This is a genomic window from Blastococcus sp. TF02A-30 (genome assembly GCF_003319185.1).
Taxonomy (GTDB): Bacteria; Actinomycetota; Actinomycetes; order Mycobacteriales; family Geodermatophilaceae; genus Blastococcus.
Window position 1 is genome coordinate 402713 of the sequence record NZ_QOHJ01000004.1, and the last position, 21745, is coordinate 424457.

At 74.4% G+C, this 21745-nt stretch carries 22 protein-coding genes and 1 riboswitch; of the genes, 9 read left to right on the top strand and 13 right to left on the bottom strand.

Annotation, left to right across the window (positions count from 1 at the left end; all coding sequences use genetic code 11):
• Positions 1 to 38 precede the first annotated feature (38 nt).
• Positions 39 to 2153 (top strand): SDR family NAD(P)-dependent oxidoreductase, encoded by a 2115-nt coding sequence (locus DQ241_RS11535; protein ID WP_113830299.1) that lies wholly within the window; start codon positions 39 to 41, stop codon positions 2151 to 2153.
• Positions 2150 to 2884: an SDR family NAD(P)-dependent oxidoreductase gene (locus tag DQ241_RS11540; protein ID WP_113830300.1), complete on the top strand. Its 735-nt coding sequence runs from the start codon at positions 2150 to 2152 to the stop codon at positions 2882 to 2884. Before DQ241_RS11535 ends, DQ241_RS11540 begins: the two co-directional genes overlap by 4 nt.
• 4 nt (positions 2885 to 2888) lie before the next feature.
• Here DQ241_RS11540 and DQ241_RS11545 read toward each other — a convergent pair whose 3' ends face one another.
• From DQ241_RS11545 to DQ241_RS20585, 4 genes are all read right to left on the bottom strand, one after another.
• Positions 2889 to 3287, bottom strand: a complete 399-nt coding sequence (locus DQ241_RS11545; protein WP_113830301.1) for a hypothetical protein — start codon at positions 3285 to 3287, stop codon at positions 2889 to 2891.
• Between the two features lie 42 nt (positions 3288 to 3329).
• Positions 3330 to 4187: a leucine-rich repeat domain-containing protein gene (locus tag DQ241_RS11550; protein ID WP_113830302.1), complete on the bottom strand. Its 858-nt coding sequence runs from the start codon at positions 4185 to 4187 to the stop codon at positions 3330 to 3332.
• Between the two features lie 46 nt (positions 4188 to 4233).
• Positions 4234 to 4560, bottom strand: a complete 327-nt coding sequence (locus DQ241_RS11555) for a hypothetical protein (RefSeq protein WP_147252367.1) — start codon at positions 4558 to 4560, stop codon at positions 4234 to 4236.
• A gap of 358 nt (positions 4561 to 4918) precedes the next feature.
• Positions 4919 to 5077: a hypothetical protein gene (locus DQ241_RS20585; protein ID WP_158545921.1), complete on the bottom strand. Its 159-nt coding sequence runs from the start codon at positions 5075 to 5077 to the stop codon at positions 4919 to 4921.
• Between the two features lie 159 nt (positions 5078 to 5236).
• Here DQ241_RS20585 and DQ241_RS11560 point away from each other — a divergent pair, with 159 nt between their 5' ends.
• Complete coding sequence (locus DQ241_RS11560) at positions 5237 to 6424, top strand: glycoside hydrolase family 3 N-terminal domain-containing protein (protein WP_113830415.1); 1188 nt, start codon at positions 5237 to 5239, stop codon at positions 6422 to 6424.
• 124 nt (positions 6425 to 6548) lie between these two features.
• On the opposite strand, the gene DQ241_RS11565 is transcribed toward DQ241_RS11560, so the two are convergent.
• The 4 genes from DQ241_RS11565 to DQ241_RS11580 all read right to left on the bottom strand — a co-directional run bounded on the left by DQ241_RS11565 (position 6549) and on the right by DQ241_RS11580 (position 10693).
• The gene (locus DQ241_RS11565) at positions 6549 to 7283 is read right to left on the bottom strand and encodes a transglycosylase SLT domain-containing protein (protein WP_113830304.1); all 735 of its coding nucleotides are present in this window, start codon (positions 7281 to 7283) and stop codon (positions 6549 to 6551) included.
• A gap of 77 nt (positions 7284 to 7360) precedes the next feature.
• A riboswitch (cyclic di-AMP (ydaO/yuaA leader) is annotated at positions 7361 to 7514 on the bottom strand.
• Positions 7515 to 7651: 137 nt separating this feature from the next.
• On the bottom strand, positions 7652 to 8314 hold the full coding sequence (locus DQ241_RS11570; protein WP_113830305.1) for a methyltransferase: 663 nt from the start codon (positions 8312 to 8314) through the stop codon (positions 7652 to 7654).
• A 4-nt stretch (positions 8315 to 8318) separates the two neighbouring features.
• Entirely contained in the window at positions 8319 to 9167 is an 849-nt protein-coding gene (locus DQ241_RS11575; protein WP_113830306.1) for an SDR family oxidoreductase, read from the bottom strand.
• The gene (locus DQ241_RS11580; RefSeq protein WP_113830307.1) at positions 9167 to 10693 is read right to left on the bottom strand and encodes an NAD(P)/FAD-dependent oxidoreductase; all 1527 of its coding nucleotides are present in this window, start codon (positions 10691 to 10693) and stop codon (positions 9167 to 9169) included. Before DQ241_RS11580 ends, DQ241_RS11575 begins: the two co-directional genes overlap by 1 nt.
• Positions 10694 to 10839: 146 nt before the next feature.
• Here DQ241_RS11580 and DQ241_RS11585 point away from each other — a divergent pair, with 146 nt between their 5' ends.
• The gene (locus DQ241_RS11585) at positions 10840 to 11490 is read left to right on the top strand and encodes a TetR/AcrR family transcriptional regulator (protein ID WP_113830308.1); all 651 of its coding nucleotides are present in this window, start codon (positions 10840 to 10842) and stop codon (positions 11488 to 11490) included.
• Positions 11491 to 11492: 2 nt separating this feature from the next.
• Here the strand turns inward: DQ241_RS11585 and DQ241_RS11590 are convergent, their stop codons facing one another.
• On the bottom strand, positions 11493 to 12005 hold the full coding sequence (locus tag DQ241_RS11590) for a universal stress protein (protein WP_113830309.1): 513 nt from the start codon (positions 12003 to 12005) through the stop codon (positions 11493 to 11495).
• Between the two features lie 248 nt (positions 12006 to 12253).
• Between DQ241_RS11590 and DQ241_RS11595 the strand changes: the two genes are divergently transcribed.
• The 3 genes from DQ241_RS11595 to DQ241_RS11605 are packed head-to-tail and all read left to right on the top strand — an operon-like array spanning position 12254 to position 14803.
• Positions 12254 to 13399, top strand: coding sequence for an LLM class flavin-dependent oxidoreductase (locus tag DQ241_RS11595; protein WP_113830310.1), 1146 nt, complete (start codon positions 12254 to 12256; stop codon positions 13397 to 13399).
• The gene (locus tag DQ241_RS11600; RefSeq protein ID WP_113830311.1) at positions 13399 to 14022 is read left to right on the top strand and encodes an FMN reductase; all 624 of its coding nucleotides are present in this window, start codon (positions 13399 to 13401) and stop codon (positions 14020 to 14022) included. Before DQ241_RS11595 ends, DQ241_RS11600 begins: the two co-directional genes overlap by 1 nt.
• A 58-nt stretch (positions 14023 to 14080) precedes the next feature.
• Positions 14081 to 14803, top strand: a complete 723-nt coding sequence (locus DQ241_RS11605) for a hypothetical protein (RefSeq protein ID WP_113830312.1) — start codon at positions 14081 to 14083, stop codon at positions 14801 to 14803.
• Positions 14804 to 14830: 27 nt separating this feature from the next.
• Here DQ241_RS11605 and DQ241_RS11610 read toward each other — a convergent pair whose 3' ends face one another.
• From DQ241_RS11610 to DQ241_RS11620, 3 genes are all read right to left on the bottom strand, one after another.
• Positions 14831 to 16405, bottom strand: coding sequence for an FMN-binding glutamate synthase family protein (locus DQ241_RS11610; RefSeq protein ID WP_113830313.1), 1575 nt, complete (start codon positions 16403 to 16405; stop codon positions 14831 to 14833).
• A gap of 41 nt (positions 16406 to 16446) precedes the next feature.
• The gene (locus DQ241_RS11615) at positions 16447 to 17943 is read right to left on the bottom strand and encodes a GntP family permease (RefSeq protein WP_113830314.1); all 1497 of its coding nucleotides are present in this window, start codon (positions 17941 to 17943) and stop codon (positions 16447 to 16449) included.
• A gap of 116 nt (positions 17944 to 18059) precedes the next feature.
• A complete protein-coding gene (locus tag DQ241_RS11620) occupies positions 18060 to 19379 on the bottom strand; it encodes a nitrate/nitrite transporter (RefSeq protein WP_113830416.1) in 1320 nt (439 codons plus the stop codon).
• Positions 19380 to 19483: 104 nt separating this feature from the next.
• On the opposite strand from DQ241_RS11620, the gene DQ241_RS11625 reads away from it, so the two are divergent.
• A complete protein-coding gene (locus DQ241_RS11625; protein WP_113830315.1) occupies positions 19484 to 20116 on the top strand; it encodes a TetR/AcrR family transcriptional regulator in 633 nt (210 codons plus the stop codon).
• Between the two features lie 47 nt (positions 20117 to 20163).
• A complete protein-coding gene (locus DQ241_RS11630; RefSeq protein ID WP_113830316.1) occupies positions 20164 to 21009 on the top strand; it encodes a class I SAM-dependent methyltransferase in 846 nt (281 codons plus the stop codon).
• Here DQ241_RS11630 and DQ241_RS11635 read toward each other — a convergent pair.
• Entirely contained in the window at positions 20994 to 21707 is a 714-nt protein-coding gene (locus tag DQ241_RS11635) for a class I SAM-dependent methyltransferase (RefSeq protein WP_113830317.1), read from the bottom strand. The genes DQ241_RS11630 and DQ241_RS11635 overlap by 16 nt on opposite strands.
• Positions 21708 to 21745 lie beyond the last annotated feature (38 nt).

Sequence of the window (21745 nt, forward strand, 5' to 3'; positions counted from 1 at the left end):
GTTTTATTCCATCGCCCGATGGATTGAGGAGACCCGTCATGCCGCGCACCACCCCTCCACCCCGCACCGCCGTCGTCGGCGGGGGTGCCGCCGGCATCGCCGCGGTGAAGGCGCTCCTGGAGGCCGGCGTCCCCGTCGTCGGCTTCGAGCGCGCCGCCGAGCTCGGGGGGCTGTGGCGGATCGACGCGGGCACGGCCGCCTACGAGGGCCTGACGCTCAACACCAGCAAGCCGCGCACCCAGTTCGCCGACTTCCCGATGCCGGAGGAGTGGCCGGACTACCCCAGCCGGGCGCAGATGGTCGAGTACCTGCAGGGCTACGCCGACCGCTTCGGCGTGACCGGCGCCTACCGGCTGCGGACGACGGTGGACACCGCGCGCCGCTCGGGCTCCGGCTGGGAGATCACCGCGACCGGCCCGGACGGGACGACGACGGAGCGCTTCGACCACCTCGTCGTCGCCAACGGGCACAACATCGAGCCGAAGCTGCCCTCGCCGCCGTACCCGGGCGAGTTCGCCGGGGTGCAGGAGCACGCGCACGACTACCTCTCCCCCGCCCGGTACGCCGGCAAGCGGGTGCTCGTCGTGGGTACCGGCAACTCGGCGATGGACATCTCCGCCGAGCTGGCCGGAGTCGCCGACCGCGTGCTGCTCTCCGCCCGCCGCGGCGTGTGGATCGTGCCGAAGCGCCTGCTGGGCAAGCCGTCGGACCAGCTCAACGGCGCGCTCGCGGCGCTGCTGCCGTGGAAGGTCCGGCAGACGGTGTCGCAGACGATGCTGCGGTTCGCCGCCCCGCTGCCGGCCGGCCCGTCGCTGCCGCCGCCGGCGCAGGGGCTGCTGCAGGACCACCCGACGCTCAGCGACCGGGTGCCGGCGCTGGTCGCCGAGGGGAGGATCCTCGCCCGACCGGGCATCAGCCGCTTCGCCGGGGACCGGGTGGAGTTCGCCGACGGCAGCTCCGACGAGGTCGACGTCATCATCTGGGCGACCGGCTACCGCGCCGTCGTCCCGTTCCTGGACGACGACGTCGTCGGGGATCCGTCCTGCCTGCTGCTCTACCGGCACGTCTTCCCGATCGAGGACCGCTCGCACAGCTTCATCGGGCTCATGCAGTCCACCGGCTCGGCGCTGCCGGTGGTCGAGGCGCAGTCGCGGCTGCTCGCCGCGCACCTGACCGGGACCTACCCGGTGCCGGAGCCGGCCGAGGCGCGGGTCGCGGCCGAGGCGGAGCTGGCCGCCGCCCGGGAGCGTTGGGGCGACCGGCGCCCGCACATGCGGCTGGACATCGACGCCTACCTGCGCGCGGTCGGCCAGGAGCTGGCCGCGGCCGGTTCCGATGTCCTGGCCGGGCGGCGGATCGTGGTCACCGGCGGCGCCGGCACCTTCGGCCGGGCACTGGGCGCGCGGTTCACCGCGCACGGCGCCTCGGTCGTGGGGCTGGACCTGGTGGCCCGTGACGACCTGCCGTTCCCGGTCCTCGCCTGCGACCTCACCTCGGCGGAGTCGGTCGAGGCCGCGGTGAAGCAGGCAGCCGAGCTGCTCGGCGGCATCGACGCGCTGGTGAACAACGCCGGCCGCGGCGGACCCGCACCGGCCGAGTTCGCGCCGGACGAGGAGGTGCACGCCCAGCTGGAGCTGAACCTGCTCGGCGCGTGGCGGGTCACCGCCGCGGCGATGCCCCACCTGGAAGCAGCCCGGGGCCGGGTCGTGTTCATCGCTTCGCGCATGGCGGTGCTGCCGCTGCCGCTGGCCGCCGCGTACGGGGTGTCCAAGCGCGCGCTGGCCGCGTACGCCGACGCGCTGCGGCTGGAGGTCGGCACGCACGTCGGCGTCTCGACGGTCTACCCGAGCATGGTGCGCAGCCCGATCCACGACAGCACCCGCCAGGCCGGGCTCTCGCTGGACAAGGTCTCCCGGCCCGAGCCGCTGGAGGGCGTCGTCGACGCGGTGGAGAAGGCGCTGACCGCGGCGAAGGCCCCGCGGGACGTGGCGACGACGCGGCGCGGCCGGATCGAGATGGCGGTCGGACGGCACCTCCCGTCGCTGGCCGACCGGGTGGTGTCTCGCACCGTGGGCCAGCGGGTGGCGGCCGGCGACTTCGCCGGCGCCCGCCTGGCGTCGGGGCTGCTGCGCCGCCACGGTCGGTCGTCGTGAGCACTCGTCGGGTCGCCGTCGTCACCGGGGCGTCCAGCGGGATCGGCGCGGCCACCGCGCGGGCGCTGGCCGGGGACGGGTACGACGTCGTCCTCGGTGCCCGGCGGCTGTCCGCGCTGGAGGAGGTCGCGGCGTCCTGCGGCGGCCGGGCGCTGCCGCTGGGCGTGACCGATCCGCGGTCCGTCGCGGCGTTCGCCGCGGAGGTGCCCCGCTGCGACGTGCTGGTGAACAACGCCGGCGGGGCCAAGGGGGCCGATCCGGTGGCCACCGCCGACGAGGCCGCCTGGTACTGGATGCACGAGACCAACGTGATGGGCACGCTGCGGGTGACCAAGGCGCTGCTGCCCCGCCTGATCGCCTCGGGCGACGGGCTGGTGCTCAACGTCGGCTCGATCGCCGCGCGCGAGCCGTACTCCGGTGGCGCCGGCTACAACGCGGCGAAGCACGCGGTGGCGGCGATGACCCGGGTCCTGCGGATCGAGCTGCTCGGGCAGCCGGTGCGGGTGACCGAGATCGACCCCGGCCTGGTGCGCACCCAGTTCTCACTGGTGCGCTTCGACGGAGACACCGAACGGGCCGACGCGGTCTACCGCGGGATGACGCCGCTGACCGCCGAGGACGTCGCCGACTGCGTGCGCTGGGTGGCCTCGATGCCGGCGCACGTGAACGTCGACTCGATGCTCGTGCTCGCCCGCGACCAGGTGTCGGCGCAGGTCGTGCACCGGGTGTGACGCGTCAGGGGCGGTGCTGACCGTCGGTCCGGCGCTCGCCGCTGCGGACGAAGTCGCCGACGGCCTCCTCCAGGCGGGCCCAGGTGGCGCTCCACTCGACGAGCGGATCGAGGATCCGCTCGAGCACCTCGAGCTGCTGGTCGAAGGCGTCGAGCTGGGCTCGCATCGCGGCGATGGAGGTGCGCTGGGCACCGACCACGTCGGCGATGGCCTTGACCTGCGCAGCCGACAGCGCGCCGGGCGGGCTGGGCAGCGCCGGAAGGGGCAGCCGGGCCGTGGCGCTGCCCGCGAGGTGCCGGGCGCGGTCGGTGAAGGTGCGCAGCTGGTGGGCGAACTCGTCGATCGACCGGCCGACCAACCGTCCCGTGACCGTCCGCTCCCCCGCCTCCGGATGCTCGCTCATGCCCCCAACGTAGGGCCCGTCGACGAGCGGACGCGACAGCGGTCAGTCCTCCGTCGAGGGAAAGCGCGCCGGTGTGCCGGTGTAGTGCCGCCGCCGCTGGAAGTAGGCCCGTTCCAGCGCGGGCAGCTCGCCCAGGACCGACAGATCACCGTCCTGCACGTTCGTGGACCCGTAGAAGTGGAGCCGGCGGAGACGGCGGCACCGTTCGACCGGTCGGAGGCCTTCGACGGCGCCGCAGTCGCTCACGCCGAGGACCTCCAGCCGCGGCAGACCGCTCAGGAAGTCCAGATCCGTGACGTGCCGGCACGCCTCGAGGTCCAGTTCCACCAGCGAGTCGAACCGGGCGAGCGCCTCGAAGCCGGACAGGTGGGGGGCCAGCCGGATGGACAAGCTCCTGAGGCGGTCCGCGAGCCCCGCCAGCGCGGCCACCGACCGCAACCGCGCGGAGGTCAGGGTCAGCCGCTCCAGCGCCGGAAGTCCCGAGATGAGGGCAGCGACCTCGTCCGATACCTGGTGCACGTGCAGGTCCCGAAGCCGTTCGAGCGCGGCGATGCCCGGGGAGAGCCGATCCGCGTCGGTGAACACGTGCGTGAGCGAGCGGAGCGACTCCCACGGGGCCGCGCCCCGGCAGTCGGTGCCGAGGTTGAGCTCCTCCAGGTCGGCGCACGCCGCGACGTCGCTGTCGTCGTCGAAGGAACCGACGACCTCCAGGCCCACGAGGCGGTGGCCCACCTCGCGGAGGACCCGGCAGTCCTTCTCCTCGAATCCCAGTTCGCGGTTGAGCACGAGCAGCGGCCGGGGTGTCCCCACGATGCGCCGGACCAGCTGCTCGTCCGCTCGTCCCTTCGCGACGACGACGTTCCCGGGGACCCGGAAACGCGAGGGGTCGACGGGCTCCACCCTCGCTCCACCTCCGTCCCCGGTAGCCGCTCCACCCCGACGTGCCTCAGGCGACCGACATGTCGATCTCGGGCAGTCTGCCGTGCATCGCCGCAGCCCGGGGCAACGGCGCGAGGGTGGCCACTCCCCCTCGCCAGGCGACGGCGTGCAGGAGGCCGCGCAGATCGTGCCAGTTCCCGCGCAGGTCCACGCCGGCCTCTTCGAGCACCGCGCCCCCGGAAGCGTCGCGGACCCGGACCACCACGTGCAGGCCCGCGTCGCCGACGTGCCCCTCCGCTTCGACCGTCCACCGGCCGTCGGGGTGCGCTCGCGGGCCCGTCCGCCGGCGGGCCACGATCCCCTCGCGCAGCGCCGCGGCGCGCGCACCGTCCACCGCGCCCCGTCCCAGCCGTAGCGCCCGCACAGCGCCCGGAGCGCCTCGTGGTGCAGGTCGAGCAGCCGGCGTGCCCGGGTCTCCGCATCGAGGCTCGCCAGCTGTGCGGCGTCGATCCGCCGGCCGATCTCGAGCACGTCGTCGTCGCGGGTCAGCCGTCCCGGCAGCGACTCGTCACGGCGCGGAACGCGCTCGGCCCACAGCGCGACGACCACCTTGCGGACGGGCCCGGTGTCGAGGGCCGGCAGCCCCGCGTCGAACGCGCTGGCCACGCGGATCCCCGAGGCCCGCAGCACCCGCCGCTCGTCGACGTCGCGGAGGTCCACGGGCAGGATCGCGGTCTCACGCAGCACGGTCGTCAGGCGGGAGCCGGAGCCGCGTCGCTGGCTCCCGACCGGACGACCTGCGGCTCGTCGCGCCGGCCGGGGCGCTCGCGGTGGTCGCCGAGCTCGTGCCGCACCCGGGCCAGGCCCTCGGCGGTGCGGACGTCGGCGCTCGCACGCATCCGTGCGGTCATGGCTCTCGCCCTCCCTGCCGCCCACCAGCCGGTTCAGGGCGACCCTACGTCGGTGGCTCGGATCGCCGGACGGTCTCGGCTCGTCCCGCGCTCCCCCGCTGTCGCATGCTTCCCGCGCCGGTTCTGCCGCCGGGCCGTCCGGTCGGCAGAGTGGTCGCCATGCGCTCCCCGGCCCTCCGCACCGTCGCTCTCCTCGGCCTCGTGGTCGGGGGTCTGCTCCCGGCGTGCGGCAACGGCTCCGAGCCGGCCCAGGGCTCGGGCGCGACGACCTCCTCCACGACGACGACCACCACTCCTCCGGCCGACGACCCGGAGTCCGCCGTCGCCGCGGCGCTGGAGAGCCTGGACCGGCGCGCCGAGATCGCCCAGCTCTTCGTCGTCGGCCTCGCCCCCGAGGAGCTCGACCGGGGCCCGGACCTCGCCGCCGAGGGCGTGGGCGGGCTGTTCCTCCGCGGCCGGCCGGAGCAGTCGGTGACCGACCTCGCCGGCATCACCGGCGGCTGGCAGGAGCAGGCACCAGGTCCGGGGCTGTGGATCGCCGCCGACCAGGAGGGCGGCAGCGTCCAGACGCTCAAGGGCGAGGGCTTCGAGCAGCTGCCGCCGGCCACCGAGCAGGGCGACCTGCCGGCCGACCAGCTGCGCGCGCTCGCCGACGGCATGGGCGCCGCCCTGAGCGCGGCCGGCGTCAACCTCAACCTGGCGCCGGTCGTCGACGTCGTCCCCGCGGGCACCGAGGCCGGCAACGAGCCGATCGGCTACTACGACCGGCAGTACGGCAGCACCGGCGGCGAGGTCACCGCCGCCGCGAGCACCGTCGTCGACGGGCTGGCCGCGGCCCGGGTGACCGCCACGCTCAAGCACTTCCCGGGGCTGGGCAGGGTCCGGGAGAACACCGACACGAGCGCCGACGTCGTCGACCCCGTCACGACCGCCGGCGACGACCAGGTGACCGCCTTCGCCGGCACGCTCACCCGGACGTCCGCGGCGCACCCCATGGTCATGATGTCCAGCGCCACGTACCCGCAGATCGACCCGTCCGCGCCGGCCGCCTTCTCCCCCGTGGTGATCGGCGACCTGCTGCGGGGCCGGCTGGCCTTCGCCGGGCCGGTCATCTCCGACGACCTCGGCGCGGCCGAGGCGCTGGCCGCCGTGCCGGTCGGCGAGCGCGCGGTCCGCTTCCTCGCCGCCGGGGGGACGCTGGTCCTCACCGTCGCGGTCGACACCTACGCCGAGATGCTCGACGCCGTCGAGGCGGAGGCGGAGAGCGACCCGGCCTTCGGCGAGCAGGTCGACGCCGCCGTGCGCACCGCGCTCCTGGCCAAGGCCCACGCCGGGCTGCTGGGCTGATCCAGCCGACGTCGAGCCCGACCGCCCGGGAAACGCCGGAGGCGCCGAGATCGCGGGATCTCGGCGCCTCCGGGGGCTGGTGCGCCGAGATCACGGGATCTCGGCGCGGCAAGGGCCCAGCGGGTCAGTACCAGCCCTTGGCCTGCGAGTGCGCCCACGCGCCGCAGGGCGAGCCGAAGCGGTTGTTGATGTAGATCAGCCCCGCGTCGATCTGCCGGTAGCCGTCCGAGGTCTTGGCGATGCCGGTGCCGGCCCAGGTGCTGTCGAGGAACTGCGCGATCCCGTACGCGGTGCTCGAGGGGTTCTGCGCGTTCGGGTTCCAGCCGCTCTCCTTGCCCCACAGGTTCTCGAGGCAGGTGAACTCCGACCCGGCGCCGCCCAGCTTCTGCATGGCGTAGTCCTTGTAGGACCCGGCCGGTGCGACGGCGGCGGTGGTGCCCCGGCCGGGGCGGGCGGCGGCGGCGGCGGCCTGGGCCTCGGCCTGGCGGGCGGCTTCCACGCGGGCGGCCTCCGCCCGGGCGGCCTCCTCGGCGGCGGCGCGGGCGGCGGCCTCCTCGGCGGCGATCCGGTCGCGCTCGGCCTGCTCGGCGACGGCCTGCGCCTCGGCGGCGGCGGCCTGCTGGGCGTCGCGCTCGCTGCGGCTGGCGGCCAGTTCCTCGAGCGGCGCGACGTCGTCGGCCGGGGCGGCCTGAGCGTCGACGCCGAGCGCCTGCGCGACGCTCGTCGTCTCGGTCGGCGCGTCGGCGTGGGCGGCGGGCTCGCCGGCGGTGAACGCGCTGGCGGCGATGGCGCCGGCAGCGGCCACGGCCAGGAGGGCGGCGGGACGGCGGCGCGCGGTCATGGTGGTGCGGAGGTTCATGGGGAGGGTCTGCTCCGGGGCTCAGGGCGCGGCAGAGCAGCCGCCCACCAGGGGGCGGCGACGCGCTGCAGCTGTCCAGTTCTTCCGTGAGCCGCCTACCGAGTTAGCTGACGGGTTCGGGCGGGAAGCAGCCCTACCGCCGGCGGACTGGTGGCCCGCGGGCGTGATTCACCCCAGTACTGCGGTGGGTCCCCGGCTCGCCCGTGCTGGGCGACTCGGCGGCGCCCGGGAGCCGGCCCTCGGTCGAGGACGGCGGCGCACCGGACCGGGCCAACGTAACCGCTGTTATCGATCCGTGACAACGTCGGAACCGGAATTCCGGCCGTGACGCATCTCCCCTTCCGGGGAACCCGCAGGTCGGCGAGCCGTCAGGGCATCCGCCAGACCGTGGTCCCGCGCACCCTGGCGGGCTGGGCGGGCGAGGACTCGGTGTCGGCGACGTCGTACGCGGCGGCCTCGGCGAGCCGGTGGTGCGGCAGGTAGGGCCGGCCGGGATCACCGATGTACACCTCGGCGCCCGCCGCGCGGGCGGCGTCGAGGAACGGCAGGACCCGCTCGGTCATCGTGCGGTCGTAGCAGACGTCACCGGCCAGGACGACGTCGACGGCCGGAGGCGTCTCCCCCAGCAGGTCACCCACGACCTGGATCCCGCCGACGCCGTTGAGCTCGGCGTTGAGCGGGACGGCGGCCAGCCCGAACGGGTCGACGTCGCTGGCGACGACCCGGGACGCCCCGGACATGAGCGCCGCGACCGACACCAGCCCGCTGCCCGCGCCCAGGTCGAGCACCGAGCGGCCGGCCACCACCTCCGGGTGGTCGAGCGCGAAGCGGGCCAGCGCCTGGCCGCCCGGCCAGGCCGCCGCCCAGAACGGCGGGTCCTGCTCGGTGCGGCCCTGCTCGGTCTCCATCGCCTCCCACAGGGCCACGACGTCGTCGGCGACCAGCAGCCGCACCTCCGGCACCAGCGAGCAGGCGACCGGCCGGGTGTGCCGGCGGATGAACTCGGCGGGCACGGTTCGGGAGGGCTGCACGGGCTCAGTCTCGCGCAGCGGCCTTCGGGCGCGCGCCGGCCCCGCGGGCGATCAGCCGCCAGTAGCGGCCGGGCGCCAGCCGGACGAGGCGGTCGGGCACCGTCGCGCTCCAGCCGATGAGCAGCCGCGGCCGCCGCTTCTCGATGGCGGTGACGATCTGCGCCGCCGCCTTCTCCGGCGGCATCCGCAGCAGCTTGGCGAACTGCTCCCGGCCCTCCTCGTACTCGGCGACCGACACCCCGGAACCGGTGCGCGCCGACTCGGCGATGCGGGTGCGGATGCCACCGGGGTGCACGACGGTCACCCCGACCTCGTTCTCGGCCAGCTCGTGCCGCAGCGACTCGCTGAAACCGCGGACGGCGAACTTGCTCGCCGCGTAGGCCGCCTGCCCCGGCGGGGCGAAGATGCCGAAGACGCTGGAGACGTTGACCAGGTGCGCGCCCGGGTGCGACTTCAGCGTCGGCAGCAGCGCGGCGGTGAGCCGGACGACGGCGCGGAAGTTGATCGCCAGCACCCAGTCGAACTCCTCGAGGGTGACCTGGTCGAAGCGGCCGCCCAGCGCCACGCCCGCGTTGTTCACCAGCAGCGTCGTGCCCGGGTGCTCGGTGGCCAGCCGCGCGCCCAGCGCGTCGGTCGCCGCCTCGTCGGAGAGGTCGACCACCTCGGTCGCCACGGCCAGCGCCGGGTGCGCGGTCCAGATCCGGTCGGCGACAGCGGCCAGCCGGTCGGCGTCGCGGTCGACGAGCACCAGGGAGCTGCCCCGGTCGGCGAGCTGCTCGGCCAGCGCCTCGCCGATCCCGCTGGCGGCGCCGGTGACGACCGCGGTTCCGCCCGCGAACGCGTACGGCCGCATCAGGCGGCCGCCTGCTCGGTGCGGGCGGGTGCGGCGGAGAACCGGATGCCCTCGTCCTCCACGGAGCCGTGCCGCATCAGCCGCACGTCGCGGATGTAGTTCTGGTGCAGCCGCCACGGCGTGCGGCGGCCCTGCTTCGGCAGGTCGGCCAGGCTGCGCTGCACGTAGCCGGCGGCCAGGTCGAGGAAGGGCTGGTCGGCCCCCTCGGGCGGGGCGACGGCGGTGGCCACGGCCAGGCCGCGGGCCTCCAGGTGCGCCAGCAGCCGGCACAGGTACCGGTTGACCAGGTCGGCCTTGAGCGTCCACGAGGCGTTCGTGTAGCCGATGACCATCGTGAAGTTCGGGACGCCGGAGACCATCATCCCCTTGTAGGAGACGGTGTCGGCGAGCTTCACCTCGCCGCCGTCGACGCTCAGCGTCATCCCGCCGACCGGCAGCAGGTTCAGGCCCGTGGCGGTGACGATGACGTCGGCGTCGAGCTGCTGCCCCGACTCCAGCGCGATCCCCCGCTCGGTGAAGGAGGCGATCCGGTCGGTGACGATCGAGGCCCTGCCCCGGCGCAGGCTGCGGAACAGGTCGCCGTCGGGCACCAGGCACAGCCGCTGGTCCCACGGGTCGTACGGCGGGTTGAAGTGCGTGTCGACGTCGACGCCGGCGGGCAGCTGCTTCTCGGTCAGCCGGCGGATGAGCTTCCGCGCGGCCGACGGCCAGCGCCGGCTGAACTGGTAGAGCGCGGTGGAGCCCAGGACGCTCTTCCACCGCACGATCGGGTAGGCCCAGCGCTGCGGCAGCCGGCTGCGCAGCTTCCTCGCGAGCGGGTCCTCCCCGGGCAGCGACAGCACGTAGCTCGGCGTGCGCTGCAGCATCGTGACGTGCTCGGCGTCGTCGGCGAGGTTGGGCACCAGGGTGACCGCGGTGGCCCCGCTGCCGATGACCACGATCCGCTTGCCGGTGGCGTCGAAGTCGGCCGGCCAGTGCTGCGGGTGGATCAGCTCGCCGGTGAACCGCTCCTCGCCCGCGAAGTGCGGCCGGAAGCCCTCGTCGTAGCGGTAGTAGCCCGAGCAGACGTGCAGCCATGAGCAGGTCAGCTGCCCGGTGGCCCCGGTGTCGGTGCGCTCGACGGTCACGGTCCAGCGGGCGTCGGCGCTGGACCAGTCGGCCGACAGCACCTTCGTGTGGAACCGGATCTTGTCCACGACGCCGTACTCGCGCGCGGTCTCCTCGATGTAGCGGCGGATCGAGGCGCCGTCGGCGATCGCCCGGTCCTCGTTCCACGGCCGGAAGGAGTAGCCGAGGGTGAACATGTCGGAGTCCGACCGGATCCCCGGGTAGCGGAACAGGTCCCAGGTGCCGCCGATGGCGCCCCGGGACTCCAGCACCGCGTACGTCGTGCCGGGGCGCTCGGTGGCCAGGTGGCAGGCCGCGCCGATGCCGGACAGGCCGGCGCCGACGACGAGCACGTCGAGGTGCTCCGGGAGCGCGGCGGAGCCGGGCGCGGGCGCGGGGGACGGGACCTCGGTGGCCATGCAGGCCCTCCAGGAACGGGCCGGCCGGAGCCGGCGGACGGGGATCGGCGCTGCCGCGGGACGATGCGGCAGCGACGCTATCGACGCACTGTCGAACGAGTCAACGCGGTGTTGAGATACGGCCCGCCGCGGGTAGTGTCCGGCCCGTGTCGGCAGCCCCGGACGACGCCCCGCCCCCGGCGCGCGGGCGGCGCGCACCGCGCCCCTCGGGGGACGACCGCGAGCTGGCCATCCTGGCCACCGCTGAGCGGCTCCTCGCCGACCGCCCGCTGAGCGCCATCTCGGTGGACGACCTGGCTCGTGGCGCGGGCATCAGCCGGCCCACGTTCTACTTCTACTTCCCGTCCAAGGACGCCGTCCTGCTCACGCTGCTCGACCGCGTGGTGGCCGAGGCCGACGCGGCGATGCGGGCGGCGTTCGAACACCCGGCCGCGAGCCCGCGCGAGGGCTGGGAGCGGGCGATCGGCGCCTACGCCGGCACCTTCCGCGCGCACCGGGCCCTCAGCGTCGCCTGGGCCGAGGCCCGGTCGACCAGCCCGGAGGTGCGCGCGCTGTGGGCCGAGGTGTTCGAACGCTGGGTGCAGCGCTGCGCCGTCGCCATCGAGGGCGAGCGGGCCAGGGGCGCGGCGCCGGCCGGGCCGGCGGCGCGCGACCTGGCGATCGCGCTCACCTCGATGAACGAGCGGGTGCTCTACGGCGCCTTCACCGGCGACGGCCCGGCCGTCGCCGAGGACGACGTCGTGCCGGTGCTGCTCCGGGTGTGGCTCACCGCCGTGTACGGCGACGAGCCGGCCTGAACTCAGGCGTCGACGGCGGCGTTCTCGCCGGTCACCGCGTCCAGCTCCCGGCCGGTGGCCCCGGTGCGGACGACCGTGACCGGGCACGGCGCGTGGTGCACCAGCTTGTCGCTGACCGAGCCGAGCAGCAGGCCGGAGAAGCCGCCTCGGCCGCGGGCGCCGACGACGACCAGGCTCGCGCCCTCGGCCGCCTGCATCAGCGCCTGCTCGGCCGGGCGGTGGACGACGTGGCAGGTCACGCGCACCTTCGGGTCGAGGCCGAGCGCGGCCACGTGCGCGGTGAGCTCGTCGTGCACCGCCTGCGCGAAGTCGGCCAGCGGCGGCACGTAGCCCGGCGACCAGCTCGGCGGCTGCGGGGCGGACGTGATCGACCAGGCGCGCACCACGTGCACGTCGATGTCGGCGCGGGCGGCCAGCTTGCCGGCCCAGGCCAGCGCCCCCTGCGCGCACTTGGAACCGTCGTGGCCGACGACGATCCCGCCGTCGATCCGCACGCTCGTGGCGACCTCGTCCACCGCTGACCTCCCTGTTCGGCTCCGGCGGCTCGCAACCGCCACCGGAAGACTCTCACCTCTCCGACGAACGGATCACGGCAGAGGTGCCCGGACCGCCCGGAGGGGTCAGGACGCCGACGACGCCATCGGCGAGGACCGAGCGGTTCCCACCCGGCTCCTCGTGACCCGGCCGTGACCGCAGGGAATGATCCGGGGCGCGACACGTTGGACCGACCAGTAGTTGCACTCTCAACTAGACGGAGACGGTCATGCAGTTCGGCATCTTCACGGTCAGCGACATCACGCAGGACCCCACCACCGGGCGCACGCCGAGCGAGGCGGAGCGGATCAAGGCGGTCCTCACCATCGCGCAGAAGGCCGAGGAGGTCGGGCTCGACGTCTTCGCCCTGGGCGAGCACCACAACCCGCCCTTCTTCTCCTCCTCCCCCACCACCACGCTGGCGTGGATCGCGGCGAACACGTCCACGCTCCAGCTCTCGACGTCCACGACGCTGATCACCACCAACGACCCGGTGAAGATCGCCGAGGACTACGCGATGCTGCAGCACCTCGCCGACGGCCGGGTCGACCTGATGATGGGCCGCGGCAACACCGGCCCGGTCTACCCGTGGTTCGGGCAGGACATCCGCAACGGCATCGAGCTCGCCGTCGAGAACTACGCGCTGCTGCGCCGGCTGTGGACCGAGGACGTCGTCAACTGGGAGGGCCGGTTCCGCACGCCGCTGCAGGGTTTCACCTCCACGCCCCGTCCGCTGGACGGCGTCCCGCCGTTCGTGTGGCACGGCTCGATCCGCTCCCCGCAGATCGCCGAGCAGGCCGCCTACTACGGCGACGGCTTCTTCCACAACCACATCTTCTGGCCGCCGGAGCACACCCAGCGGATGGTCGAGTTCTACCGCCGCCGGTACGAGCACTACGGCCACGGCAGCGCCGACCAGGCGATCGTCGGCCTCGGCGGGCAGGTGTTCATGCGCAAGCGGTCGCAGGACGCGGTGGACGAGTTCCGGCCGTACTTCGACAACGCCCCGGTCTACGGCCACGGCCCCTCGCTCGAGGACTTCAGCACCCAGACGCCGCTGACCGTGGGCAGCCCCCAGCAGGTCATCGAGCGCACCCTGGGCTTCCGCGACTACGTCGGCGACTACCAGCGCCAGCTGTTCCTCATCGACCACGCCGGCCTGCCGCTGAAGACGGTGCTGGAGCAGCTGGACCTGCTCGGCGAGGAGGTCGTGCCGGTGCTGCGCAAGGAGTTCGCCGCGCTGAAGCCCGCGCACGTGCCGGACGCGCCCACCCACGCCTCCCGCGTCGCCGCCGCCGGCGGGGCCAAGGACAGCACGGTCCACGCCCCCGCCGACGACGTCACCGGGCAGGCCCGCGAGGAGGTGGAGGCCTGATGAGCACCCGGACGATCGCCGTCGTCAGCGCCGGGCTGAGCAACCCGTCCTCGACCCGGTTGCTGGCCGACCGGCTGACCGCCGCCGCGCAGGCGGCGCTGGCCGAGCGCGGCATCACCGCGACCGTGGAGGTGGTCGAGCTGCGCGAGCACGCCCGCGACCTCGCCGACAACCTGCTGACCGGCTTAGCGAACAAGACGCTGCAGGCAGCCGTCGACACGGTCGCCGGCGCCGATGCGGTCATCGCCGTCACGCCGGTGTTCTCCGCCTCCTACAGCGGCCTGTTCAAGACGTTCTTCGACGTCCTGGACAAGGACGCGCTGGTGGGCAAGCCGGTGCTGCTCGGCGCCACCGCCGGCACCGCCCGGCACTCGCTGGTGCTCGAGCACGCGATGCGCCCGCTGTTCGCCTACCTCCGGGCCACCGTGGTGCCGACGGGGGTGTTCGCCGCCTCGGAGGACTGGGCCGGGGGGACCGAGGCCGGCCGCGGGCTGGCCGACCGGGTGGACCGCGCCGCCGGCGAGCTGGCCGACCTGGTCGCCGGCCGGCCGCCCGCCGCCCCGGCCGACCCGTTCGCCGACCCCACGACGTCCTTCGAGGACCTGCTCCGCGGCACCCCCTAGGGGGATCTCGCCCGTCCTGCCCGTGACGACGGCGCGCCTCGCCCTAGACTCGCCGGCCATGCCCGTGACGCAGATCGCCCGCCGGATCACCCAGCAGGCCCGCGACCGGGGGCCGGTCCCCGTGGTGGCCGACTGCGCCACCTGGGCGGCTCTGTGGGTCGCCGGCCGCCTCTCCGCGGGGCGTCCGGGCGGCCCCGCGTTCCGGCACGACGGCACCGAGCACGCCTACCTGCGGGCGCCCTACCACTACACCTGGCTCAACGAGCGCGCCGTCGAGGTGCCCCTGGCCGCGAGCGCGCTCGCCGAGTCCGGTCCCGACGCCCGCGTCCTGGAGGTGGGCAACGTGCTGGCCCACTACCTGCCGGTCACGCACGCGGTCGTCGACAAGTACGAGCGCGCCCCCGGCGTCCGGAACGTCGACGTGGTCGACGTCGACCTCCCGGGGCCGTTCGACCTGGTGCTCGCCATCAGCACGCTGGAGCACGTGGGGCTGGACGAGGAGGTGCAGGACCCCGGCAAGCCGGCCCGCGCGATCGCCCACCTGACCTCGCTCCTGGCACCCGGCGGGCGGCTCTGGTGCACCGTCCCCGTCGGCTACAACCCGGCGCTGGACGAGGGGCTGCGTACCGGCACCCTGGGCTTCACCCGGCTCACCGCGCTGCGCCGGACCGGTCGCCGCAACCGCTGGGTGGAGGTTCCGGTGGAGCAGGTGTGGGGCACCCGCTACGACTGGCTGCTCTACACCGCGCAGGCGATCGTCGTCGCCGAGCTGCGGCGCTGACCGCCCCGGCCCGCGCGGGCGCCGCCCTCAGCCGACGGCGTCCGGCGACGGCGGGGCGCTGCCGCCCTGCTCCGACTCGCCGGCCATGATCGCGGCGATCGCCGCCCGGTCGGACGGGGACGGCAGCCCCCAGCCGGGCTCGTAGCCGTACACCTCGTGCAGCGGACGGGACGCCGTCCGGCCGGTGAGCACCTCCACCGATCCGGTGCCGATCAGGCCGGGGTGCTCCACCCCGCACGCCTCGGCGACCTTGAGCAGGTCGCGGCGCAGGGTGCGCACGTAGTTGGCCAGCCGCACCGACTTCAGCGACGGGTCCAGCCCGTGGGCCAGCCACGGGTTCTGGGTGGCGACGCCGGTCGGGCAGGTGTCGGTGTGGCACTTCTGGGCCTGGATGCAGCCGATCGCGAGCATGGCCTCGCGGGCGATGCTCACCATGTCGCAACCGAGCGCGAACGCGACGACGGCGTTGTCGGGCAGCCCGAGCTTCCCGCCGCCCACGAAGACGACGTCGTCGGTGAGCCCGGCCCGCGCGAAGGTGCTGTAGACGCGGGCGAAGCCCAGCTGGAAGGGCAGGGACACCGAGTCGGTGAAGATCAGCGGGGCCGCGCCGGTGCCGCCCTCCCCGCCGTCGATCGTCACGAAGTCGACCCCGCGGCCGGTCGTGGACATCAGGCCGGTGAGCTCGTCCCAGAACGCCATGTCGCCGACCGCCGACTTGACGCCCACCGGCAGCCCGGTCTCCGCGGCCAGCAGCTCCACCCAGTCGAGCAGGCTGTCGACGTCGGAGAACTCCGCGTGCCGCGACGGGCTGATGCAGTCGACGCCGGCCGGCACGCCGCGGGCCTCGGCGATCTCCGCGGAAACCTTGGCGGCGGGCAGGACCCCGCCGAGCCCCGGCTTGGCCCCCTGGCTCAGCTTGATCTCCAACGCCCGCACCGGTGCGGAGGCGACCAGGTCCTTGAGCCGCTGGAGGTCGAACCGGCCGCGCTCGTCGCGGCACCCGAAGTACGCGGTGCCGATCTGGAAGACGAGCTCGCCACCGTGCCGGTGGTGGCGGGAGAGCCCGCCCTCCCCCGTGTTGTGCAGGCACCCGGCCATCGCCGCCCCGCGGTTGAGCGCCTCCACCGCGGCGGGCGACAGCGAGCCGAAGCTCATCGCGGAGACGTTGACGACCGACGCGGGCCGGAAGGCCGCCGCCCGGCCACGCGCGGCCCCCAGCACCTTGGCGCACGGCAGCCCGGCGCCCTCGCCGGTCTGGACCCGGGTGGCCGGCACCGCGCGGCCGAACGTGCGGTGCTTGATGACCGGGTAGCCGGCGGTGTACTCGAGGTCGTTGTCGGTGCCGAAGCCGAAGTAGTTGTTCTCGCCCTTCGCCGAGGCGTAGACCCAGCGCCGCTGGTCGCGGGTGAACGGCCGCTCCTCGTTGTTGCCGGCGACGAGGTACTGCCTCAGCTCCGGGCCGAGGGTCTCCAGCAGGTACCGGGCGTGCCCGACCACCGGGTAGTTGCGCAGCACCGTGTGCTCGCGCTGCAGCAGGTCGCGCGCGGCGACCGCCGCCAGCGCGGCCAGCCCCGCCACCGCCGTGCGCGTGGTGCGGGACATGCCCGCCTCCTCCCTCGGACCCGTCGTCCGGTCGCCGCCGGTCAGAAGATCAGGCTGAGCACCAGGGCCAGGGCGAAGCCGATCACGCCGAGCAGCGTCTCCATGACCGTCCAGGTCTTCAGCGTCGTCTTCTCGTCCATCTTGAAGAACCGGCTGACCAGCCAGAACCCCGAGTCGTTGACGTGCGAGAGCACCGTCGCGCCGGCCGCGATGGCGATGACGATCAGCGCCAGGTCCACGCTGGACAACCCGTCGGTGGCCTCCACGACGGGGGCGATCAGCCCCGCCGTCGTGGTCAGCGCGACGGTGGCCGACCCCTGTGCCACGCGCAGCAGGACCGAGATGACGAAGGCGGCCACGATGACCGGCAGGCCGATGTCGCCGAGCACGTCGGCGAGCGCCGCGCCGATCCCGCTCGCCCGCAGCACGCCGCCGAACATCCCGCCGGCGCCGGTGATCAGGATGATCGCGCAGACCGGGCCGAGCGCGCTGTTGACCACCGACTCCACCTCGGCGCCGGAGCTGCCGCGGTGCTTGCCGAGCACGTACATCGCGACCAGCACCGTGATGAGCAGCGCGACCGGCGTCGCGCCGACCAGCTGCGCCACCCGGACCGCGGTCGAGTCCTCGTCGACGGTGCCGTTGGTGGCCAGGGTGCTCATCCCGGTGTTCAGGAAGATCAGCACCAGCGGCAGCAGCAGCAGGCCGACGACGGTGCCGAACGCGGGCGGCCCCGGCCGGGTCCGCTCGGTCTCGGTGGCCGCCGCCGTGCCGCCCGACCGCCCGGCGACCTCGGGGGACGTGCCCGCCACCGGCGTCTCCCCCGGCGCGTCGCCGGCGGGGGCCGCGCCGCCGCCGCCCGGTCCGCCGCCGCCGGAGAGGATGTCGGGCACGGGCACGTCGTACCGGCGGCCGGCCCACAGGCCGAACAGGTAGCCGCCGAAGTACCACGTGGGCAGGCCGATGAGCAGCCCGAAGACCAGCACCAGCCCGATGTCGGCGCCGATCAGCTCGGCGGCGGCGACCGGGCCGGGGTGCGGGGGCACGAAGGCGTGCATGACCGCGAACGCCCCCGCGACCGGCAGCCCGTAGGTCAGCAGCGAGCCGCCGAGCCGCAGCGCCACCGTGAAGACGATCGGCAGGAAGACGACCAGCCCGGCGTCGAAGAAGATCGGGAAGCCGAACAGCAGCGCCGCCACCCCGAGCGCCAGCGGCGCCCGCTGCTCGCCGAAGCGGCGGATGAGGACGTCGGCGAGCACCTGGGCGCCGCCGCTGAACTCCAGCAGCCGGCCGAGCATGGCGCCGAGGCCGACCAGGAGGGCGACGCTGGCCAACGTGGCGCCGAAGCCCGTGGTCAACGTGGTCACCACGTCCTCCAGCGGCACCTGCGCGGCCAGCGCGGTCAGCAGGCTGACCAGGATCAGCGCGACGAACGCGTGCAGCTTCAGCCGGATGATGAGGAACAGCAGCAGGACCACGGCCGCTGCTGCGATCAGCAGCAGCGGCCCGGCGCCCAGCGTGGGCTCGACCTCGGTCATGGCACCTCCACGGCAGCTGCGGTCCGGCGGTGTCGCCACCCGCGATCATGCTCGCGGCGGCACCGCTCGGCGACCGGAGCGCCGGGTGGGGCCGGCTCGGCGGTGGGTGGGCCGGCTCAGCGGTAGGCGGAGCCGCCGCGCAGCCGTGCGCCGACCGCCACGTGCAGCGGGGCCAGGACGACGCCGTCCCGGGCCAGCCGCGCCCGCAGCTCCCGTCGGTGCCGGAGCACGCCGAACAGGCCGATCGCCCAGAACACGTACTGCACCGCGAACGCCGCGCGGAAGGCGTCCAGCGAGTAGTCCGTCGAGCCGCCGGGGGTGCGCAGGTCGAGCACCGCGCCGATGGCCAGGATGGTGAGCAGCGAGGCGACGAAGCCGCCGACGTTGACCACACCGCTGGCGCTGCCCATCCGCTCCACCGGGTTCTCCGTGCGGGCGTAGTCGAAGCCGATCATCGAGCCGGGACCGTTGGTCCCCAGGACGACGACGAGCGCGATCAGCAGGGCCAGCGGCGCCCGCCCGGGCCAGAGCAGCACGACGGTCCACGTGGTGGCGGTGAGCGCGAGAATGCCCAGCACCAGCACCGACCGGCGCAGCGGCCAGCGGCCGCACAACCGGCCGAGCAGCGGCCCGACGGCCATGCCCACGAGCACGAGCAGGGTGAGCAGCGCGGCCGCCGTCCCGGGCGAGAGCCCCTCCCCCACGGTCAGGAACGGGTAGCCCCACAGCAGGGCGAAGACCGTCCCGGAGAACTGGGTGACCAGGTGGGTGTACAGCCCGATCCGGGTGCCGGGCTCGCGCCAGGTCGCGGCCAGCGTGCGGCGCAGCTCGGCCAGGCCGACGGTGGCCGGCTCCGGCGTGCCGTCGGGGGCGTCCTGCAGCGCCACCAGCACCAGGACGGAGACGAGCAGCCCGGTGGCCGCCGCGCCGAGGAAGGTGGCCTGCCAGGAGGTGCCGTGCAGCAGCGCCACCAGCGGGTAGGCCGCGACGACCGACCCGATCTGGCCGAGGATGCCGGTCAGCTGGGTGACCAGCGGTGCGGTGCGGCCGGGGAACCACAGCGAGACCACCCGGAGGACGCTGATGAAGGTCATCGCGTCGCCGGCGCCCACCAGGACGCGGGCCGCGACGGCGGTCGGGACGTCGTCGGCCAGCGCGAGCACCAGCTGACCGGCGGCCATGGTCACCGCCCCGGCCAGGATCATCCGGCGGGACCCGAAGCGGTCCAGCGCGACGCCCACCGGGACCTGGAGCGCGGCGTAGACGGCCAGCTGCAGCACGAGGAACAGCGACACCGCCGAGGCGCCGGCGGAGAACCGCTCCTGCGCCTCCACGGCAGCCACCCCGAGGGAGCTGCGGTGGAAGACGGCCACGGCGTAGGCGAGGAGCCCGACCAGCCACACCGCGTAGGCGCGCCGGGTCGGCCGGTCGGTCATCGGCACGGTCACCTCCTGGACGACGCCCAGAGGGCGCCCGCGCCTTCCGGTGCCCGGCGGTGAGTTCGCTCACCCCTCCCCGCGCACGTGAGATCCTTCGGGGCGTGCACGAGCTCCTGGACCCGACCGGCGATCCGGCCGTCGACGACGGCCACCGGCGTGGCCGGATCCTGTGGGCGCTGGCCACCTGCATGGCCGAGAAGGGCTACCAGGCCACCACGATCGCCGACATCGCCCGCGAGGGCCGGGTGTCGAAGACGGTCGTCTACGCGCACTTCCGCGACAAGGAGCACTGCCTGCTGGAGCTCTACGCCCGGGCCAACGAGAAGGTCCTGGCCACGGTGCGCCAGGCCCAGGACGAGGCGCGCGCCGCCGGGCTGCCCTGGCGGGAACGGCTGCGGGCCGGCATCGCCGCCTACATGGCCACCCTGGCCCAGGGCCCGCCCGTGGCCTGGGCCGCGCTCGTCGAGGTGCAGGCGGCCGGCCGCACCGCGCTGGCGCTGCGCCGCCAGGTCTTCGACCGCTACGTCGACCTCATCACCGGAGTGGCCACCGAGCTGGCCGAGCAGCACCCCGACGAGATCCGCCCGGTCACCCGCCCCGCAGTGCTCGCGGCCGTGGGTGGCATCAACGAGCTGATGCTGGCCCGGGTCGAGCGGGGTGAGGCCGAGCGCTTCCTCGACGACGTCGACATCGCCACCGCCACCCTGGTCGACCTCCTGGAACGCCGGCGCTGAAGCCGGCTGCTCACCCCGCCGAGCGCTCCGTGCGATAGTTCCCCGCCATGTCCCTGCTGCAGAGCCTGCGCGTCTTCCACCAGCGCCGGATCGCGCTGCCCGTCGGCCCGGACGACCTGGTCCTCGACGTGGGAAGCGGCGACAAGCCGTCGTGGCGGGCCGACGTGCTCCTGGACCGCTACCTGGGCGCGGAGCACGCCGCGCAGCGCTCGGGTCGCGGCCGGGCGAGGGTGACCCGTCCGCTGTTCAACGCCGATGCTGCGCGGATGCCCTTCGCCGACGGCGTCTTCGACTACGCGATCTGCTCGAACCTGCTGGAGCACGTGCTCGACCCGGCCGCCGTCCTGCGCGAGCTGGTCCGGGTGGCGCGGGCGGGCTACATCGAGGTCCCCGAGGCGTCCAGCGCGAAGATCGTCGACTTCCCCAGCCACATCTGGTGGTGCCGCCTCGACGAGACCACCACCCCACCCACGCTGGTGCTGACCGCGAAGGACGAACCCGACTTCGACCGCGAGATCGCCGGGTACCTGCGGCGCTCCGGCACGCTGCGCGAGGTGGAGGCGGTGCTCAACAAGCGGTTCGAGCACCGCGTGATCATGCTGCACTGGCGGGGCAGCGTCCCGCACCGCGTTGAGGGCGCAGTGCCCGACGCGCTGGTCGCCCACGCCATGGCCCAGCCCGGGCACACCAAGGACCTGCAGGCGCGGCTCATCCAGCTGGTCACGGACGCGGTCACCTTCCGGGCGCAGCGCCGGCTGCGGCGGCGGCGCCTCCGGTACGACGACCTGGTGCTCCCCGAGTACCGCACGGGCGACGGCGCGGTGCTCGAGCGCCGCGTCTACTCAGACAGCCGGTGGACCCCCGACGCCGAGGCCGCTCAGTACGGGTCGTAGGGCGAGTCGTGGCCCAGCAACCGGGCCACCGGCCGCAGCCTGAGCCGCAGCAGCACCTTCAGGAGGACGTTGCGCGCCCACCACGGCAGCTCCGCGAGGATGCGGCGCCGGTCCCGGGCCGAGGGCGCGCCGACGCGGAGCAGGGCCAACGACCCCTCCCGGCGCTCGTAGCGCAGGTCGGCGGCGAAGAGGACGTGGCGCAGGATCCCGAGGGTCACCCCGATCGACGAGAAGCAGTCGTGGACCAGCACCGGCGCTCCCGCCGGGAGGTGCCCCCGCCATTTCAGGTCGTCGGAGAGCGTCCAGTAGTCGTGCTTTCCGTCGATGTACAGGAAGGAGAACGGACGGGTCCACTTCTTGCGCGCTTCGGTGGAGTAGTCGCACAGCAATTCGACCGTGCCCGAGACGCCTGCGGCCGCAATGTTGCGCTCGAATTCGATGCGCGTGCTGCTCCCCCCGAACAGGCGCCCGTCGACGAAGGGGTCGATGGCCACCAGACCACCGCCGCCTGCCGCCAGGGCCTGCGCGATGACCACGGTGGAGCGCCCCCGGTGGCTCCCGATCTCGACGGCGAGGGACCCGGCGGGGAGCGCGGCCGCCTCGGCGTGCAGCAGTTCCGCCTGGTCGCCGGTCAACCACCCGGGAATGCGGTCCGCGACGGCCCAGATATCGGAAAAGCGCCCGCCGGTGGACGGCATCGGGGAGTCCGGCACGCAATACCAATCACTCGACGGAG

Bases quoted from the DNA above. Each gene is read 5' to 3' on its own strand.
- DQ241_RS11535 (WP_113830299.1), top strand. From the start codon at position 39: ATGCCGCGCACCACCCCTCCACCCCGCACCGCCGTCGTCGGCGGGGGT.
- DQ241_RS11545 (WP_113830301.1), bottom strand. From the start codon at position 3,287: ATGAGCGAGCATCCGGAGGCGGGGGAGCGGACGGTCACGGGACGGTTG.
- DQ241_RS20585 (WP_158545921.1), bottom strand. From the start codon at position 5,077: ATGACCGCACGGATGCGTGCGAGCGCCGACGTCCGCACCGCCGAGGGC.
- DQ241_RS11560 (WP_113830415.1), top strand. From the start codon at position 5,237: ATGCGCTCCCCGGCCCTCCGCACCGTCGCTCTCCTCGGCCTCGTGGTC.
- DQ241_RS11565 (WP_113830304.1), bottom strand. From the start codon at position 7,283: ATGAACCTCCGCACCACCATGACCGCGCGCCGCCGTCCCGCCGCCCTC.
- DQ241_RS11575 (WP_113830306.1), bottom strand. From the start codon at position 9,167: ATGCGGCCGTACGCGTTCGCGGGCGGAACCGCGGTCGTCACCGGCGCC.
- DQ241_RS11580 (WP_113830307.1), bottom strand. From the start codon at position 10,693: ATGGCCACCGAGGTCCCGTCCCCCGCGCCCGCGCCCGGCTCCGCCGCG.
- DQ241_RS11595 (WP_113830310.1), top strand. From the start codon at position 12,254: ATGCAGTTCGGCATCTTCACGGTCAGCGACATCACGCAGGACCCCACC.
- DQ241_RS11600 (WP_113830311.1), top strand. From the start codon at position 13,399: ATGAGCACCCGGACGATCGCCGTCGTCAGCGCCGGGCTGAGCAACCCG.
- DQ241_RS11605 (WP_113830312.1), top strand. From the start codon at position 14,081: ATGCCCGTGACGCAGATCGCCCGCCGGATCACCCAGCAGGCCCGCGAC.
- DQ241_RS11610 (WP_113830313.1), bottom strand. From the start codon at position 16,405: ATGTCCCGCACCACGCGCACGGCGGTGGCGGGGCTGGCCGCGCTGGCG.
- DQ241_RS11615 (WP_113830314.1), bottom strand. From the start codon at position 17,943: ATGACCGAGGTCGAGCCCACGCTGGGCGCCGGGCCGCTGCTGCTGATC.
- DQ241_RS11620 (WP_113830416.1), bottom strand. From the start codon at position 19,379: ATGACCGACCGGCCGACCCGGCGCGCCTACGCGGTGTGGCTGGTCGGG.
- DQ241_RS11630 (WP_113830316.1), top strand. From the start codon at position 20,164: ATGTCCCTGCTGCAGAGCCTGCGCGTCTTCCACCAGCGCCGGATCGCG.
- DQ241_RS11635 (WP_113830317.1), bottom strand. From the start codon at position 21,707: ATGCCGTCCACCGGCGGGCGCTTTTCCGATATCTGGGCCGTCGCGGAC.